Annotated in this window: 14 protein-coding genes and 1 pseudogene; 11 read left to right on the forward strand and 4 right to left on the reverse strand. The window is 68.0% G+C overall.

The window, feature by feature from the left end; genetic code table 11:
• Nucleotides 1–5: 5 nt before the first annotated feature.
• From ABIC50_RS24485 to ABIC50_RS24495, 3 genes are all read left to right on the forward strand, one after another.
• A complete protein-coding gene (locus ABIC50_RS24485) occupies nucleotides 6–1,205 on the forward strand; it encodes an acetate/propionate family kinase (protein WP_354167380.1) in 1,200 nt (399 codons plus the stop codon).
• A gap of 68 nt (nucleotides 1,206–1,273) precedes the next feature.
• The gene (locus ABIC50_RS24490) at nucleotides 1,274–1,777 is read left to right on the forward strand and encodes a universal stress protein (RefSeq protein WP_354167382.1); all 504 of its coding nucleotides are present in this window, start codon (nucleotides 1,274–1,276) and stop codon (nucleotides 1,775–1,777) included.
• Nucleotides 1,774–2,607 carry a universal stress protein gene (locus ABIC50_RS24495; RefSeq protein ID WP_354167385.1) on the forward strand — a complete coding sequence of 278 codons (834 nt, stop codon included), beginning with the start codon at nucleotides 1,774–1,776 and terminating at the stop codon, nucleotides 2,605–2,607. The genes ABIC50_RS24490 and ABIC50_RS24495 overlap by 4 nt, the downstream gene beginning before the upstream one ends.
• 51 nt (nucleotides 2,608–2,658) lie before the next feature.
• Here ABIC50_RS24495 and ABIC50_RS24500 read toward each other — a convergent pair whose 3' ends face one another.
• Nucleotides 2,659–3,129 carry a universal stress protein gene (locus ABIC50_RS24500; protein ID WP_175705806.1) on the reverse strand — a complete coding sequence of 157 codons (471 nt, stop codon included), beginning with the start codon at nucleotides 3,127–3,129 and terminating at the stop codon, nucleotides 2,659–2,661.
• A gap of 420 nt (nucleotides 3,130–3,549) precedes the next feature.
• Between ABIC50_RS24500 and fnr the strand changes: the two genes are divergently transcribed.
• Nucleotides 3,550–4,323 carry a fumarate/nitrate reduction transcriptional regulator Fnr gene (gene fnr, locus ABIC50_RS24505; protein ID WP_011658819.1) on the forward strand — a complete coding sequence of 258 codons (774 nt, stop codon included), beginning with the start codon at nucleotides 3,550–3,552 and terminating at the stop codon, nucleotides 4,321–4,323.
• Between the two features lie 27 nt (nucleotides 4,324–4,350).
• Here fnr and ABIC50_RS24510 read toward each other — a convergent pair whose 3' ends face one another.
• Nucleotides 4,351–5,340, reverse strand: a complete 990-nt coding sequence (locus ABIC50_RS24510) for a zinc-dependent alcohol dehydrogenase family protein (RefSeq protein ID WP_354167388.1) — start codon at nucleotides 5,338–5,340, stop codon at nucleotides 4,351–4,353.
• A 339-nt stretch (nucleotides 5,341–5,679) separates the two neighbouring features.
• Between ABIC50_RS24510 and ABIC50_RS24515 the strand changes: the two genes are divergently transcribed.
• From ABIC50_RS24515 to ABIC50_RS24530, 4 genes and pseudogenes are all read left to right on the forward strand, one after another.
• The gene (locus tag ABIC50_RS24515; protein ID WP_354167391.1) at nucleotides 5,680–6,345 is read left to right on the forward strand and encodes a cation diffusion facilitator family transporter; all 666 of its coding nucleotides are present in this window, start codon (nucleotides 5,680–5,682) and stop codon (nucleotides 6,343–6,345) included.
• A gap of 66 nt (nucleotides 6,346–6,411) precedes the next feature.
• A pseudogene (locus tag ABIC50_RS24520) lies at nucleotides 6,412–6,624 on the forward strand (alpha/beta hydrolase fold domain-containing protein); the annotation flags it as partial.
• Between the two features lie 142 nt (nucleotides 6,625–6,766).
• Entirely contained in the window at nucleotides 6,767–7,204 is a 438-nt protein-coding gene (locus tag ABIC50_RS24525; RefSeq protein ID WP_354167393.1) for a helix-turn-helix domain-containing protein, read from the forward strand.
• A gap of 2 nt (nucleotides 7,205–7,206) precedes the next feature.
• Entirely contained in the window at nucleotides 7,207–8,541 is a 1,335-nt protein-coding gene (locus ABIC50_RS24530; protein WP_354167396.1) for a type II toxin-antitoxin system HipA family toxin, read from the forward strand.
• 148 nt (nucleotides 8,542–8,689) lie between these two features.
• On the opposite strand, the gene ABIC50_RS24535 is transcribed toward ABIC50_RS24530, so the two are convergent.
• Nucleotides 8,690–9,817: a 4-hydroxyphenylpyruvate dioxygenase family protein gene (locus ABIC50_RS24535; RefSeq protein ID WP_126225393.1), complete on the reverse strand. Its 1,128-nt coding sequence runs from the start codon at nucleotides 9,815–9,817 to the stop codon at nucleotides 8,690–8,692.
• 355 nt (nucleotides 9,818–10,172) lie between these two features.
• Here ABIC50_RS24535 and shiA point away from each other — a divergent pair, with 355 nt between their 5' ends.
• Nucleotides 10,173–11,480, forward strand: coding sequence for a shikimate transporter (gene shiA / locus ABIC50_RS24540; RefSeq protein WP_011658812.1), 1,308 nt, complete (start codon nucleotides 10,173–10,175; stop codon nucleotides 11,478–11,480).
• Nucleotides 11,481–11,690: 210 nt separating this feature from the next.
• Nucleotides 11,691–12,992: a UDP-N-acetylglucosamine 1-carboxyvinyltransferase gene (locus tag ABIC50_RS24545; RefSeq protein WP_012366059.1), complete on the forward strand. Its 1,302-nt coding sequence runs from the start codon at nucleotides 11,691–11,693 to the stop codon at nucleotides 12,990–12,992.
• Between the two features lie 85 nt (nucleotides 12,993–13,077).
• Here ABIC50_RS24545 and ABIC50_RS24550 read toward each other — a convergent pair whose 3' ends face one another.
• Nucleotides 13,078–13,686: a hypothetical protein gene (locus ABIC50_RS24550; protein ID WP_175674109.1), complete on the reverse strand. Its 609-nt coding sequence runs from the start codon at nucleotides 13,684–13,686 to the stop codon at nucleotides 13,078–13,080.
• A 259-nt stretch (nucleotides 13,687–13,945) separates the two neighbouring features.
• On the opposite strand from ABIC50_RS24550, the gene ABIC50_RS24555 reads away from it, so the two are divergent.
• Nucleotides 13,946–14,716 (forward strand): IclR family transcriptional regulator domain-containing protein, encoded by a 771-nt coding sequence (locus ABIC50_RS24555; protein WP_006759962.1) that lies wholly within the window; start codon nucleotides 13,946–13,948, stop codon nucleotides 14,714–14,716.
• Nucleotides 14,717–14,727: the final 11 nt, after the last annotated feature.

The raw sequence follows: 14,727 nt of genomic DNA on the forward strand, positions 1-14,727 counted from the left end.
GTCCGATGCGTACGCTCGCGCTGCTCGTCGTCAATGCCGGTTCGTCGAGCGTGAAGTTCGCGGTCTTTGCGTATCCGCCGCACGGCGATCCCGCCCGGCGGCCGCTGCACGAGGGTGAAGCGGTCACAACCGGCAACGGCGCGTCGATCCGCTTCGATGCGCAGCCGCACGATTCGCTGCCGCTCGTCGCGGGCGATCCGTACCGCGCCGTGCTCGCGCGGATCGCGACGTGGATTCGCGTGCAGTTGCCGCACGTCACGCTCGGCGCGATCGCGCATCGCGTCGTGCACGGCGGCGCGCGGTACGTGGATCCGGTGGTCGTCGACGATGAAGTATTGGACGCGCTGCGCACGCTGACGCCGCTCGCGCCCCTGCATCAGCCGCACAGCCTCGACGCGATCGACGCGCTGCGCGACGCGTTTCCGGACGTCGCGCAAATCGCGGTGTTCGACACGGCGTTTCATTGCACGCTGCCCCGTGTCGAGCAACTGCTGCCGTTGCCGCATGCGTGGTTCGACCAGGGCGTGCGTCGCTACGGCTTCCATGGACTGTCGTACGAATACCTGGCCGTCGCGCTCGACGAGTCGTTCGGCGAGCGCGCGCACGGTCGCGTGATCGCCGCCCACCTCGGCAGCGGTGCGAGCCTGTGCGCGCTGCGCGAGTGCCGCAGCGTCGCGACGACGATGGGCTTTTCCGCGCTCGACGGCTTGATGATGAGCACCCGCTGCGGGACGCTCGATCCGGGTGTCGTCCTCCACCTGCTCGAGGCCGGGAAGCTGTCGGGCGACGAACTGGGGCACCTGCTGTATCACGAATCGGGGCTCAAAGGCGTGTCGGGTGCATCGGGCGATCCGCGTGTGCTGCTGGCGTGCGAAGCGGCCGGCGACACGCTGGCCCGCGATGCGCTGGCGCTCTACGTCCATCGCATCGTGCGTGAAGCGGGTGCGCTGACCGCGCTGCTCGGCGGTCTCGACATGCTGGTCTTCACCGCCGGCATCGGCGAACACTCGGCGGTGTTGCGCGATCGGATCTGCACGTCGCTCGGCTGGCTCGGCATCGAACTCGACGCGCGCGCGAATGCCGCGCATGCCCATGTGGTGTCGTCTGCGTCGAGCGCGGTCACGGTGGTCGTCGAGCCGACCAACGAAGCATGGGTCGCGGCGCGCGCCGCGGTGCGCGTGCTGCGCGGCGACCGCGACGGTTGATCCAGATCAGCGCGACCGGCACCCGTGCGCCGATGATGATTCCATCGGCATCCGCTCAAGGAAACGTCATGTACTCGAACATTCTGGTTGCGCTCGACGGCAGCGATACGTCGTCGCGCGCACTCGACGCCGCGCTGGCGCTCGCGTCGCAGACGCATGCACGGCTGACGCCTGTCTACGTCGTCGATTTCCTGGTGCCGGCGTACGACGCGGCCGGATACGATCCATCGATCCTGATCGATGCATTCCGCGACGAAGGGCTGCGCGTCACGGCGGACGCGGCAACACGCATGAAGGCGCGCGGCGTGGCCGGCACGCCGCAGATCGCCAATGTCGCGCCGGCGGGCGAAGACGTCGCGCAACGGATCGTCGGCTTCGCCGGCGAAATCGATGCCGACCTGATCGTGCTCGGCACGCACGGCCGGCGGGGCTTTCGCCGCCTCGTGCTGGGCAGCGTGGCCGAACGCGTGCTGCGGCATGCCACGTGCCCCGTCCTGATGATTCCGGCGCGTTGCGCGGCCGGGGCATCCGCCGGGACCGCCGCCGCATCAACCGAAAAGGAGCCGTCATGAGTTACAAGACCCTGCTCGTCCATCTCGACGACAGCGACCGCTGCAAGGCGCGCGTCAACCTCGCGCTCGAACTCGCGGGACGCTGGAATGCGCACCTGATCGGCCTCTACGCGGTCTGTCAGGATCTCTTCGAGCCATTGCGGCGGCCGGACGAGCCGCTCAAGCTGGCCGTCTACGAACGCCTGTGCGAACAGCGGCGCAAGGATGCGGAAGAACGATTCCTGATGGCCGCCGAGCGCGCCGGACGCAGCGTCGAATGGCAGGCGCCGGCCGGCGACGTGACCGGTACCGCGATCCTGCATGCACGCCATGCCGATCTGCTGGTGCTGGGCCAGGAAAATCCCGACGACCGCATGACTTTCGTGGCGCGCCATTTCGTCGAGGACGTCGTGATGGGCAGCGGCCGGCCGGCGATCGTCGTCCCGTACGCGGGCGACGTGCGAACGCTCGGCGAGAACGTGCTGATCGGCTGGGACGGCGGACGCGAGGCAGCCCGCGCGACGGCCGACGCGTTGCCGCTGCTCACCCGCGCGCGCTTCGTCCACGTCGAGACGGTCACCCGCGGGCATCCCGATCCGGACGAGACGCCGGCCGGCGTCGATGTCGCCGCGTATCTCGAACGGCACGGCATTCGCGCGTCGTTCTCCACCACGCCGCGCGAGCGGTCGGTGAGCGTGGGCGCGATGCTGCTGAACCGGGTGACCGACGTGCATGCGGATCTGCTGGTGATGGGCCTGTACAGCCATGCCCGCATGCACGAACGCGTGCTGGGCGGCGCGACGCGCACGATCCTCGAGGCGATGACGGTGCCGGTCCTGCTGTCCCACTGAGCGAGCGACAACGGGCAGCCGCTTGCGGCCGCCCGCTTGTTGCCACGCCCGTCACGACAGGTCGGCGCCCGCGCCCGGCCCTTCGCGCACGACCAGCACCGGCCGATCCGCGATGCGCACCAGCGCTTCGACGACGCTGCCGAGCAACGCCCGGCGCAGCCCGCGACGACCATGCGTGCCCATCACGATCAGGTCCGCATCGCATTCGGCGGCGGCGTGCGCCAGCACGTCCGAAATGCCCGCTCCACACGCATCGATCGTGCGCGCGATGCCGCGTACGCCGGACCGCCGAAACGCGGCTTCCGCGTCCGAGATCGCGGTCGCGGCGTTTTTCGCATCCAGTCCGGTCGAGTCGCGCTGGTCGACATCGCCGTTGTCGACGCTGGCCGGCCGGAGCGCGTCCGATACCACGCACGTGGCGATGACCCGGCCGCCCGAATGGCGCGCGAGCGAAATCGCCTCGTCGAGCGCGAGCCGCGCGCTGTGGCTGCCGTCGAGTGCCACGAGAATCCTTTGGTACATGTTGCCTCCCTGCTGCCGTGCGGGTTCGATCGGTTCATCGAGCCAGTCTGATCTCGACCGGCACTGTTGCCTTGACACCGGTCAACGCCCGTCATCCGCGTCCGACGCATGCCAGCGCCGATCGCGACAAGTTGCCGCGCCCCTGTAGGAATCTCCCTACAAGACTTCCCTTTCACCTACCGCAACTTCAATTCCCGCTGATTTTCTTGACGGCGCGCAACATCCATACTGCATTCCGAAAAGCAAACGTGCCTCACGGAGCCAGGGCAGCAGCATCGCCGAGACCGGCGTAATCGGTCTTCCTGCGCGTCCGATGAGGCTTTCCCGAGAGGAAGGCGGCAGACACCAAGGCCGCCGGTACAACGGCCAGCGCGATTCCGCCCGAACGGCGAGCCGCCGCTGCCCCAACTGGAGCCGACCATGCAGAGCAGTGCCGAAGTCTCGACGACCATGCCGTCACGCCCGTTCATCCCGCTGCACGCGGTCCAGCCGGCCGATCAGCCCAAGCGCGCCGCGGCCCGCTGTTCGACGTGCGCATTGCGTACCGTCTGCATGCCGTCCGATCTTTCGCCTGACGATTTCGCGCGCGTCGACGCGATGATCTGCACGACGCGCCACGTCAAGCGCGGCGAAACGCTGTTCCGCGCGGGCGACGCGTTCAACAGCATCTATGCGGTGCGAACCGGGTCGTTCAAGACCATCGTGATGCATCGCGACGGCAACGAACAGATCACCGGCTTCCAGCTCGTCGGCGAGTCGCTCGGGCTCGATGGCGTGCACACCGGGCACCACAACGGCGACGCGATCGCGCTCGAGGACAGCACGGTCTGCATCATTCCGTTCGGCCAGCTCGAGCAGATGTGCCGTGAAGTGCGGCCGATGCAGCATCACGTGTATCAGATGATGGGCGGCGAGATCGTGCGCGAATCGTCGCAGATGCTGCTGCTCGGCACGATGTCCGCCGAACAGCGCGTGGCCGCGTTCCTGCTGAATCTGTCCGCACGCTTCAAGGCGCGCGGCTATTCGGCCGCGGAATTCGTCTTGCGGATGACGCGTGACGAGATCGGCGAATATCTCGGGATGAAACTCGAAACGGTCAGCCGCATGCTGTCGAAGTTTCAGCACAAGGGACTCGTCGCGACGCAGGGCAAGCAGATCCGGATCGTCGACCTGGAAGGCCTTCGGCAAATCTGATCGCGCCGCCTGGCTCCGTCGAGTCGATCAACCGCGCATGCCCAGCACGGCGGCGCCCGACACGCGCCCGCTGCGCAAGTCGTCGAGTGCGCGGTTGGCATCGGTCAGCGCATAGCGAACGGCCTCGACCTGCAGCGGCATCGCGTCCGCGATCCGCATGAATTCGACTGCATCCGCACGCGTCAAGTTGGCCACCGACGCGATGCGGCGCTCACCCCACAGCCACGCGTACGGAAAGGCCGGGATGTCGCTCATGTGAATGCCGCCGCAGACGACGATCCCACCTTTGTCGACCGCCCGCAGCGCGGCCGGCACCAGCGCACCGACCGGCGCGAAGATCAGCGCGGCATCGAGTGGCTCGGGCGGCGCTTCGTCGCTGCCGGCGGCCCATGCGGCGCCCAGCGATCGCGCGAGCTGCTGCGCCACGGTGTCGCCAGGCTTCGTCAACGCAAACACCGTGCGTCCTTCGCGATGCGCGACCTGCGCGACGAGATGGGCCGCGGCACCGAAGCCGTAGATTCCGACGCGGCGAGCGTCGCCCGCCATGCGCAAGGTTCGATAACCGATCAGCCCGGCGCACAGTAGCGGAGCGGCTTCCAGGTCGGGATAGCGCCGCGGCAGATGCACGCAATACCGATGGTCGGCGACGGTGTGCTCGGCATAGCCGCCGTCGATCGTATAGCCGGTGAAGCCCGGGTTGTCACACAGGTTTTCCCGGCCCGATGCGCAATACGCGCAATGCCCGCAGGTCGAGCCGAGCCACGGTACGCCCACCCGGTCGCCGACGGAGAAACCGCTCACGCCTTCGCCGAGCACGCGCACCGTTCCGACGATTTCGTGCCCCGGAATCAGCGGCAGTTTCGGATGCGCGAGTTCGCCGTCGACGACGTGCAGATCGGTTCGGCAGACGCCGCACGCATGGACGTCGATCAGGAGCTGACCGGCAGCGGGCGACGGATCCGGCATGCGCGCTTCGCGCAAATGCGGTGTCGTGCCGTCAAACATCATCGCGAGCATGCTCGCCTCCCCACCGCGCGATCGTGTTCGCGCGCCTCGTGTTTCAAGGCTACTCGTCGCGCATCGTGCGCGCACGGCCCGGTGACGGGCGGTTGATGTGGGTCAACGGCCGGCAGGCGGTGCGACGCTACGGACGAGGCCGGATGCCACGGTCGGCAACGACGGCCCGTAGCGCGCGCCGGCACGCTTCGATGCGCTTCCGAAGCGGCGCGCCGTGTAGGAACCCGCCGATCACATCGGCACGATTCCTTGCGCAGCTTCGGCCGCTGCTGTCACGTATCTGCCATCGTCGACCGGTAGCGTTCGAGGCTGCTCACGCTTTTGACAGACGAATCCGCCATGCAGCGCACCTCGCGCGCCACGCCCCACGTTTATGCGGCCACCTCCCGGGCCCTCGCCGCCAGTCTCGCGATCAACCTGCTGCTGCTCGCGGCCGAAGCGGTCGCGGCGTGGTCCGCGCATTCGTCCGGCCTGCTCGCGGACGTCGCACATGCGGCGATCGATCTCGCGGCCGACGCGCTGATCCTCGTCGCGTGCCGGCTCGACGCGCGGCTGCCACCCGAGCGGCGCCCGACCTACGAACCGCTCGCGCTGGCAGGACTCGGCGCGCTGCTCGTCGCCACAGGCGTGCAGATGATCTGGCACGCGGCAAACCGGTTCGATGCGCCGCCGGTCGTGCAGCCCGGCGCGCTGACGCTCGCGCTCGTCGTGTTCACGCTGACCGGCAAGGCCGCGCTGTCGCGCTGGATGCTGCGCAAGGCGCGCGAAACCGGCTCTGCGCTGCTCGAGGCGAGCGGCTGGCATGTGCGCACCGACGCGCTGTCCGCGTTGCTGGCGGCGCTGGCGATGTGCGCGGCGTGGGTCGGCCTCGGCCGTCTCGACGATCTCGCCGCGCTTGCGATCGGCGCGATCGTGATTCGGACGGGCGTCGGGTTCATCCGGCGCGGTGGCGCGCAATGGCCGGCATTGGCTGCGTGGGCGAACCGTTCGACGCGCGGGTCGTGACGAGGTTCGCAGTCTCGTCCCGGGCGATGAGCTGAAGCATTCAAACCCGCCTTCGATGGCGTACGAAACGCGTGCGACGCGGTGCGCTGGGCGGCCGTCAGTGCACGCGATCTCGGTGCGCGCACCGGCGCGATCGCAGTGGCCGGCGACAGCGCGGGCGGCAATCTGGCCGCGGTCGCCGCGCTGCAGTTGCGCGGCACGGGCATCGCGATCGCGCACCAGCTGCTGTATCCGGTCGTCCACTGCGCGACCGAGCATCCGTTCTACGAATCGCTCGGCGTTGCATTGATCCGTGAGTTTCCGCCTGACAGGCTATCGTTTGTTTTTCTGAAATACAGTCTCGGGTTTGTATTTTTACGATACATACCATAGACTGTATTTTTCGATTACAAGCGATCACCTGTCATTTCGCGGAGAGCCCATGGCATTCCCTGTCCAGACCTTGAGCCAGTTGCGCCCGATCCTCGTCGGCTTCCGGAAGTCGGCGGGGTTCACGCAGGCGCAGCTCGCCGCCCGCCTCGGCGTCACGCAGCAGTCGTACGCGCAGCTCGAAGCCAATCCGTCCGCGGTCAGCATCGAACGTTTTTTCAAGGTGCTGAACGTGCTCGGGGTGCGCCTGACGCTGGATCCGGGTACGCCGGACGACGTGGCGGCGTCGGACGTCGCCGTGCCCGTGCCTGCGATCAAGCGTGCTGCGGCCGTGCGCGGGCGCAAGTCAGGTTCGGCCGGCTCGGCCGCCTCATCCGATACACCGGTCCGCTCGCCGGCCGCCGCGAAGGCGCCCTCCGCCGCCACGCAGAAACGACCTGCCGCGGCGACACCCGCCAAGCCCCGCAACCCCAAGCGGGAGGACTGGTGACGATGGCCCGCCGCCCCCGCCACGACCGCCTCGACCTGTGGATGAACGGCATCCCGGTCGGATACTGGGAAGTCCGGCGCGGCGTCGAGCGCCTCGTCTACCTGCCGGCGTGGATCGACGATCCGCAGGGGCGTCCGCTGTCGCTGTCCCTGCCGTTCACGCCCGGCAACCAGCCGCATCAGGGCGCGATCGTCGCCGATTACTTCGACAATCTGCTGCCGGACAGCCAGCCGATCCGCCGCCGCATCGCGCAGCGCTACCGGCTCGGCTCGACGGCGCCGTTCGAACTGCTCGCGTCGATCGGGCGCGATTGCGTCGGTGCGCTGCAGCTGCTGCCGCCCGACGAGACGCCGGTCGACCTGCAGGCCATCGACGGCACCGCGCTCGACGACGCAGCCGTCGCCGACGTGCTGCGCCACGCGACCGCCGCGCCGCTGCCCGGCCACGCGGAACCGGACGGCGAATTGCGTCTGTCGATCGCCGGCGCGCAGGAAAAGACCGCGCTGCTGCGCCACGGCAACCGCTGGCTGCTGCCGGCCGGCAGCACGCCGACCACGCATATCTTCAAGCTACCGCTGGGGCGCGTCGGGAACATGCAGGCGGACATGCGCACGTCGGTCGAGAACGAATGGCTGTGCTCGAAGATCGTCGCCGCATACGGGCTGCCGGTGGCCGCGTGCGACATCGGCCGGTTCGACGACCAGAAGGCGCTGATCGTCGAGCGCTTCGACCGCCGCCCGTCGCGCGACGGCACGTGGATCCTGCGGCTGCCGCAGGAGGACATGTGCCAGGCGACCGGTACGCCGTCGGGCGCGAAATACGAATCCGATGGCGGCCCCGGCATCGCGACGATCATGGGCATCCTCGCGAATTCCGCCGAAGCCGCGCAGGACCGCAAGAACTTCTTCGTCACGCAGCTCGTGTTCTGGGTACTCGCGGCCATCGACGGCCACGCGAAGAATTTCAGCATCGCGCACCTGCCGGGCAACACGTATCGGAGCACGCCGCTGTACGACGTGCTGTCCGCGCATCCGATCATCGGCACGCGACGCAACCAGCTGCCGCCGCGACGCGCGCGGCTGGCCATGGCCGTGTGCGGGAAGAATCGCCATTACGTGATCGCCGACATCCAGCCGCGCCACTGGATCGCGCAAGGCGCGCGTGTCGGTCTGACCGAAGACGAGGTCCGCGCGGCGATGGCTGCCGTGGCCGCCCGCACCGAACCGGCGATCGCCGACGTCGCGTCGCGCATTCCCGCGGACTTCCCGACAGACGTGGCCGATTCGATCTTCGACGGGATGCGCCGCCAGGCGCGCAAGCTCGGCGCGGCCGACTAGGCGGTGCGGGCGCGGCTGCGCTACGTTGGCAGGTCGTCCACCTGGACGACACGGAGCCGAACCGCGTGCCGGCGGTGGGCGCTTGAGGTCGAGCCGCGGCTGACCCCGCGATCGCGGCTACCGACGCGCCACTCTGCCGTTCAGCCGTTCAGCCCGCGTCGCGGGCGCGGGCCAGCGCCGCGAGGTTCCCTTCCCCGAATCCGTGGTGCCCTTGCCGCTGCACGATCTCGAAGAAGATCTCACCGGGCCGGCGCTTGACGAAGGTCTGGAAGAACAGCCGCGGCACGCCATCGCTGCCGATTTCGCCGTCGACCAGCACCGCGCGGCGGCGCAGCGCATCGAGATCGACGCCGTGCCCCGGCAGCCGCGCATCGACTTCGTCGTAATAGCGCGCCGGCGGCTCGATGAATTCGACGCCGTTCGCGCGCAGCGCATCGACGCTCGCCAGGATGTCGTCGGTCGACAGCGCAACGTGCTGGACGCCTTCGCCGGGATGGTCGGGTAGATACGCGTGCATCAGCTCGGTGCGCCGCGTGCCTTCCTCGTACACGGGAATCCTCACCGCGCCGCACGGCGACACCATCACCCGCGACTCTTCCGACACATGCCAATGCGCATCGATTTCATGGATTTCGCGGAAGTGCAGCAGGTCATGGTAGAAGTCGAGCCATTCGCGCATGCGCCCCGCGCCGACCGTCTGCGTGAAGTGGTCGACTTGCTTCAGGCCCGTGCCCACGCAATCGTGATCGGTATGGGCGGTCGCGATGTCGATCGGCCGGAAATCGATGTCGAAAATCGAGATGTCGCCGACGCCGCCGCGCTGGCCGTCCCGCCCGCGCCAGCGGTCGACGAAATAGAGGTGCGAATCGCCGATGCCCTGGATCGCGGGAATCTTCAGCTCGCCGACCCCGATCCGCTCGCCCTCGAACGCCCACGCACCCAGTTCGATCGCCCGCTCGAATGCGCGCCGCGCGCTCGCCACGCGCAGCCCGATCGCGCAGACGCCCATCCCGTATTCCTCCGCATAGCGCGCCGCGAACGATTCGGGCTCGGCGTTGATCAGGAATTGCATCTGCCCTTGCCGGTACAGCGTGACGTTCTTGCTCACATGGCGCGCGATCGCCTTGAACCCGAGCTGCTCGAAGCGTTGCGCGAGCGCGTCCGGCACCGGCGCCGCGAACTCGACGAATTCGAGCCCGGCCATCCCGAGCGGATTGGCGGCCGGATCCGCGACGGGCGGCGTATCGCCGGACAGGGGGTGGGAATTGCCGGGCATTCCAGTCTCCGGGGCATGCAGTCGATGGGGATGACGCTCGGCTCGCGCGGCACGCCCGGCCGATGCGACGGCCGGACATCCGCCCGATCCGGGCGAGGTTTTAATGGTCCAGATTTTAACCAGTTCGTTCACGGCGGCACACCCTGGCCGAACGGGATATCGGTACCTCGCTTAGTGCAAACCCGAAAAGCGTTCGATAATCGCACAGAATAGAACGATAATCGCGCACTTTGGCCGATCGGCTAATTGCCGTGACGGCGCGCGCACCCTATTCTCCGCTCACCCTATCGACTTAATGCAGCATCGGACGCGGCGCCGCCACGATTCCACGATGCGCCGTGCCAGGAGACTTCGCATGACACCTACCTTCGATACCCTCGACGCCGCCGCCGGCGCCCGCGCGCGCAGCCAGGCCCGCAAGGCCGCGATCGGCAGCTTTGTCGGCGCCGTCGTCGACTGGTACGACTTCCTGCTGTACGGGATCGTCGCCGCGCTCGTGTTCAATTCGGAATTCTTCCCGAAGATCAGCCCGACCATGGGCACGCTCGCGGCGTTCGCGACCTTCGGCGTCGGCTTCCTGTTCCGTCCGCTCGGCGGGGTCGTGTTCGGCCATTTCGGCGACCGGCTCGGCCGCAAGCGGATGCTCGTGCTGACCGTGATGCTGATGGGGCTGTCGACCGTCGCGATCGGCCTGCTGCCGGGTTTCGCGACGATCGGCTGGTGGGCGCCCGTGCTGCTGGTGCTGATGCGTGCGATCCAGGGCTTCGCGGTGGGCGGCGAATGGGGCGGCGCGGCGCTGATGGCCGTCGAGAGCGCGCCGAAGCAGAAGAAGGCGTTCTACAGCAGCGGCGTGCAGGTCGGCTACGGCGTCGGGCTCGTGCTGGCGACGGGAATCGTGTCGATCCTCAGCCATACGCTCGGCGAGGCCGCGTTCAAGTCGTGGGGCTGGCGCCTGCCGTTCGTGTTCAGCATCGTGCTGGTGCTGATCGGGCTGTGGGTCCGCAAGAGCATGGACGAGTCGCAGGAGTTCGTCGAGAAGGTCGAGCACGGCAACCGCAAGCTGCGCCTGCCGGTGCTCGAAGCGCTGACGCGCCATCCGAAGGCGTTCCTGCTGATCGTCGCGCTGCGGCTCGCCGAGCTGTTCACGATGTATATCGTCACGGCATTCGCGCTCAGCTATTCGACGTCGAACCTGGGTCTGTCGCGCGACCTGTTCCTGAACATCGGCCTGCTGGTCGGCGCGGTGAGCTGCGTGACGATCCCGTGCTTCGCCTGGCTCGCCGACCGCTTCGGCCTGCGTCGCATCTACCTGATCGGCGCGGTGATCGGCCTCGTGTCGGCGGTGCCGTTCTTCGTCGCGCTGGAGTCGCGCTCGATCGCGTGGATCGTCGTGTTCTCGATCCTGTTGGCCAATGCCGCGCACGACATGGTCGTGAGCGTCCAGCAGCCGCTCTTCACCGAGCTGTTCGGCGCGGAATACCGCTACAGCGGCGCGGGCGTCGGCTATCAGTTCGCGAGTGTGGTCGGCGGCGGGTTCACGCCGTTCATCGCGGTGGCGCTGGTCAGCATGGCCGGCGGTTCGTGGCACTTCGTCGCCGCTTATCTCGCGGTGGGCTGCCTGATCTCGCTGGTGGTCGCCGCGCGGATGCGGGCGGCGCAGTGACGCAATGACTACGTGGCCGGCCCGCTACGCGGCCGGCCATTTCGCACCGGCTTCCGTCTGCCGGCAGTCGGGCGCAATCCGCACCCGCCCAACGTCAAACACGGTCAATCCCGCACGCAGAAGCCCTTTTTCCCCGCTGAACATTCCACGCCGCGTGCCGACCAATGGCATCATATGGGCCTACGTCAGTCACCGATACGCCCCCATATCATGTCGAATCTCATCGTCCACGGCGGCACTCCGCTGCGCGGGGACATCCAGCCATCCGCGAACAAGAACGCCGTCCTGCCGATTCTGTGCGCGAGCCTGTTGACCGATCAGCCGCTGCGCCTCGTCGGCGTGCCCGACATCACCGACGTGCGCAAGATCCTCGACATCTTCCGCACGCTCGGCAGCGACGTGTCGGTCGATTTCACGACGGGCATCCTCGAGCTCCACCATCGCAACACGACGTTCGACCCGGCCGTTCACCGCCTGCCCGAGGCGATGCGCTCGTCGATCATGCTGATTCCGCCGCTGCTCGCGCGCTTCGGTGTCGCGCGCCTCGAGAACGACGTGAAAGGCTGCACGCTCGGCGTGCGCGAGATCGATCCGCACGTCGAGGTGTTCGAGCGCTTCGGCGCGCATATCGAGCGCACGCCCGATTCGCTGATCGTCCGTGCCGACGGCCCGCTGACGGCCAACCATCACTGGTTCGACTACGCGTCGGTCACCACCACCGAAAACTTCGCGCTGTGCGCGACTGCAGCGAGCGGCACGTCGACGCTGATGAATGCGGCGTCCGAGCCGCACGTGCAGGAGTTCTGCCAGTTCCTCGCGATGATCGGCGTTTCGATCGAGGGTATCGGCACGTCGCGTCTGTGCGTGACGGGCGGCGGCAAGCTCGGCGGCGGCGAATTCCGCTTCGCCGAGGATTTCCACGAAATCGCGACATTCCTCGCGCTCGGCGCGATCACGGGCGGCGACATCACCGTGCGCAACTCGTCGCCGGAGCATTTCCCGCTGATCGACCGCACGTTCGCGAAGTTCGGCGTGACCGTCACGCACCGCGACGGCTGGTCCCGCGCGGAACGCGACGGCCCGCTGCGCGTGCGCCGGCCGTTCACGCAGAACATCCTGACCAAGGTCGAAGCCGCGCCGTGGCCGTACGTGCCGGTCGACCTGCTGCCGATCTTCATCGCGCTCGGCGTGCGCGCGGAAGGCAGCGCGATGTTCTGGAACAAGGTGTACGACGGCGCGCTCGGCTGGTCCGGCGAACTGTCGAAGTTCGGCGCGCACGTGCTGCTGTCGGATCCGCACCGGCTGATCACGTTCGGTGGGCTGCAACTGACGCCGGCGCGCGTCGAGAGCCCGTACATCATCCGCGTCGCGATCGCGCTGCTGATGGTGGCCGCGAGCATCGAAGGCCGCTCGGAAATCATGAACGCGCTGCCGATCCGCCGCGCGCACCCGCACTTCGTCGAAAACCTGCGTTCGGTCGGTGCGAACGTCGAGTGGACGAGCGGCGAGTAACACCCTGACGGTGCGGCGCGCGTCATGCGAGCGCCGTACCGCACCCCGCATTGGGTCGCAGGCACCGGCGGCCGCCCCTCCTGCGCTACTCGCCTCCCCCGCAGTCGCCGTCGCCGGCGCCCATGTGGTCGAACCCGTAGAGCATCACGGCCGTCGTGCCGCGCGCGGGATTGCTCGGGCGCTTCGCCAGGCTTTCATCGAGCGGGCTCGACGGATACTGGACGCTCGTGTCCATCAGGTTGTCCGGCTGCGTCCGCAACTCTGCTTCGGTCAGCTTGCGCCCCTCGGCCCGCGGCAGCCCGAACGCGTTCCGCACGTCCACTTCGTTCCACGTCCCCTTCAGCGTGACGGTGACCATTTGCAGGTCGCCATGCTCCCAGTCCAGGTCGACCTTCGTCGCGAGCGGATGCACGCTGGTCGCGAGCCGGTCGGGAAACGCAGGGCCTTCGTAGTACACCTTCGTGTTCTTGCACGCGTCGCCGGTGTTCCGGTACTTCTTCAGCGTGCAATTGAAGCGCCTGTCACGGTAGCCGAACGCCGTTTCGACGTAGCAGCCGAATTTCGGCGACGTCATACGCGGCCATGCACGTACGTCGACGGTTGGCTTCGAGAGTGTCGCGCCGGTCGACGGATTCGCCGCAAGCAGCGGCATGGCCGCGACGAGCACGGCCAAAGCGGATTCGCGAATTTTCATTGTTCTGTTCCAGTCGGGCTGGCGATTCTAGCGCGGCTTTGCAAGCATGTACGCGCGACCCATATGGCGCAGCGCATGAAACGGCGCGCGAATCTGTTGTTGTCGACGTTCATTTCCCCGCGCTCCGGCCGCGAGTCCAGCGTCCAATCATGCAAGGCTCGATCCCCGTGCGCCCGGCGGCGCGCCGCAGCCGGTTCAATTTGCGCGATAATCGCCCATTCCTGCGCGATCACCGCGCACGCACACGTCGCTGCCCACGATGAAAAAAACCGACCTCGACCGACGCGACTGGATCGCCGGCCTGGAAAAAGGCCTGGCGATCCTGGAAGCGTTCGACAGCCAGCACGCGCGAATGACGCCCACCCAGGCCGCCGCCCGCACCGGGCTCACGCGCACGGCCGCGCGGCGCTACCTGCTGACGCTCGAGTCGCTCGGCTACGTGTACACCGACGGCAAGCTGTACGGCCTCACCCCGCGCGTGCTGCGGGTCGGCTGGTCGTACTTCGATTCGGCGCGGCTGCCGCGCACGGTCCAGCCCTATCTGCAGCAACTGAGCGCGTCGCTGAACGAATCGGCGTACGTGAGCGTGCTCGATGGCTGGGAACTCGTGTTCATCGCCCGCAACGGCGTGTCGCGCGTGATGACGACCGGCTTCGTGCTCGGCGCACGCGTGCCGGCGCCGCTGACGTCACCCGGCGTCGTGCTGCTCGCGCATCATCCGGATCGTGAGGCCGTCCGCGCGTGGCTCGCCGACGCGGAACTCGCGCCGTTCACGCCGCACACGATCACCAACAAGGCACGACTGCTCGAACAGGTCGACCACGCGCGCGACGCGGGCTTTGCGGTCATCGAGCAGCAATTGCAGGTCGGCGTGCGCGGCATCGCGGTGCCGTTGAAGAACCGTCACGGCGAAGTCGTCGCCGCGCTGAGCACGAACATGCCGATCGGCACGGAATCGACGGACGCGGCCGTGCGGCGCGTGCTGCCGCATCTGCAGGAAGCCGCACTCGCGATGCTCAACGTGCTGTAGGGATTCGGGGC

The sequence above is a fragment of the Burkholderia sp. 567 genome (assembly GCF_040545115.1).
GTDB lineage: Bacteria > Pseudomonadota > Gammaproteobacteria > Burkholderiales > Burkholderiaceae > Burkholderia > Burkholderia ambifaria.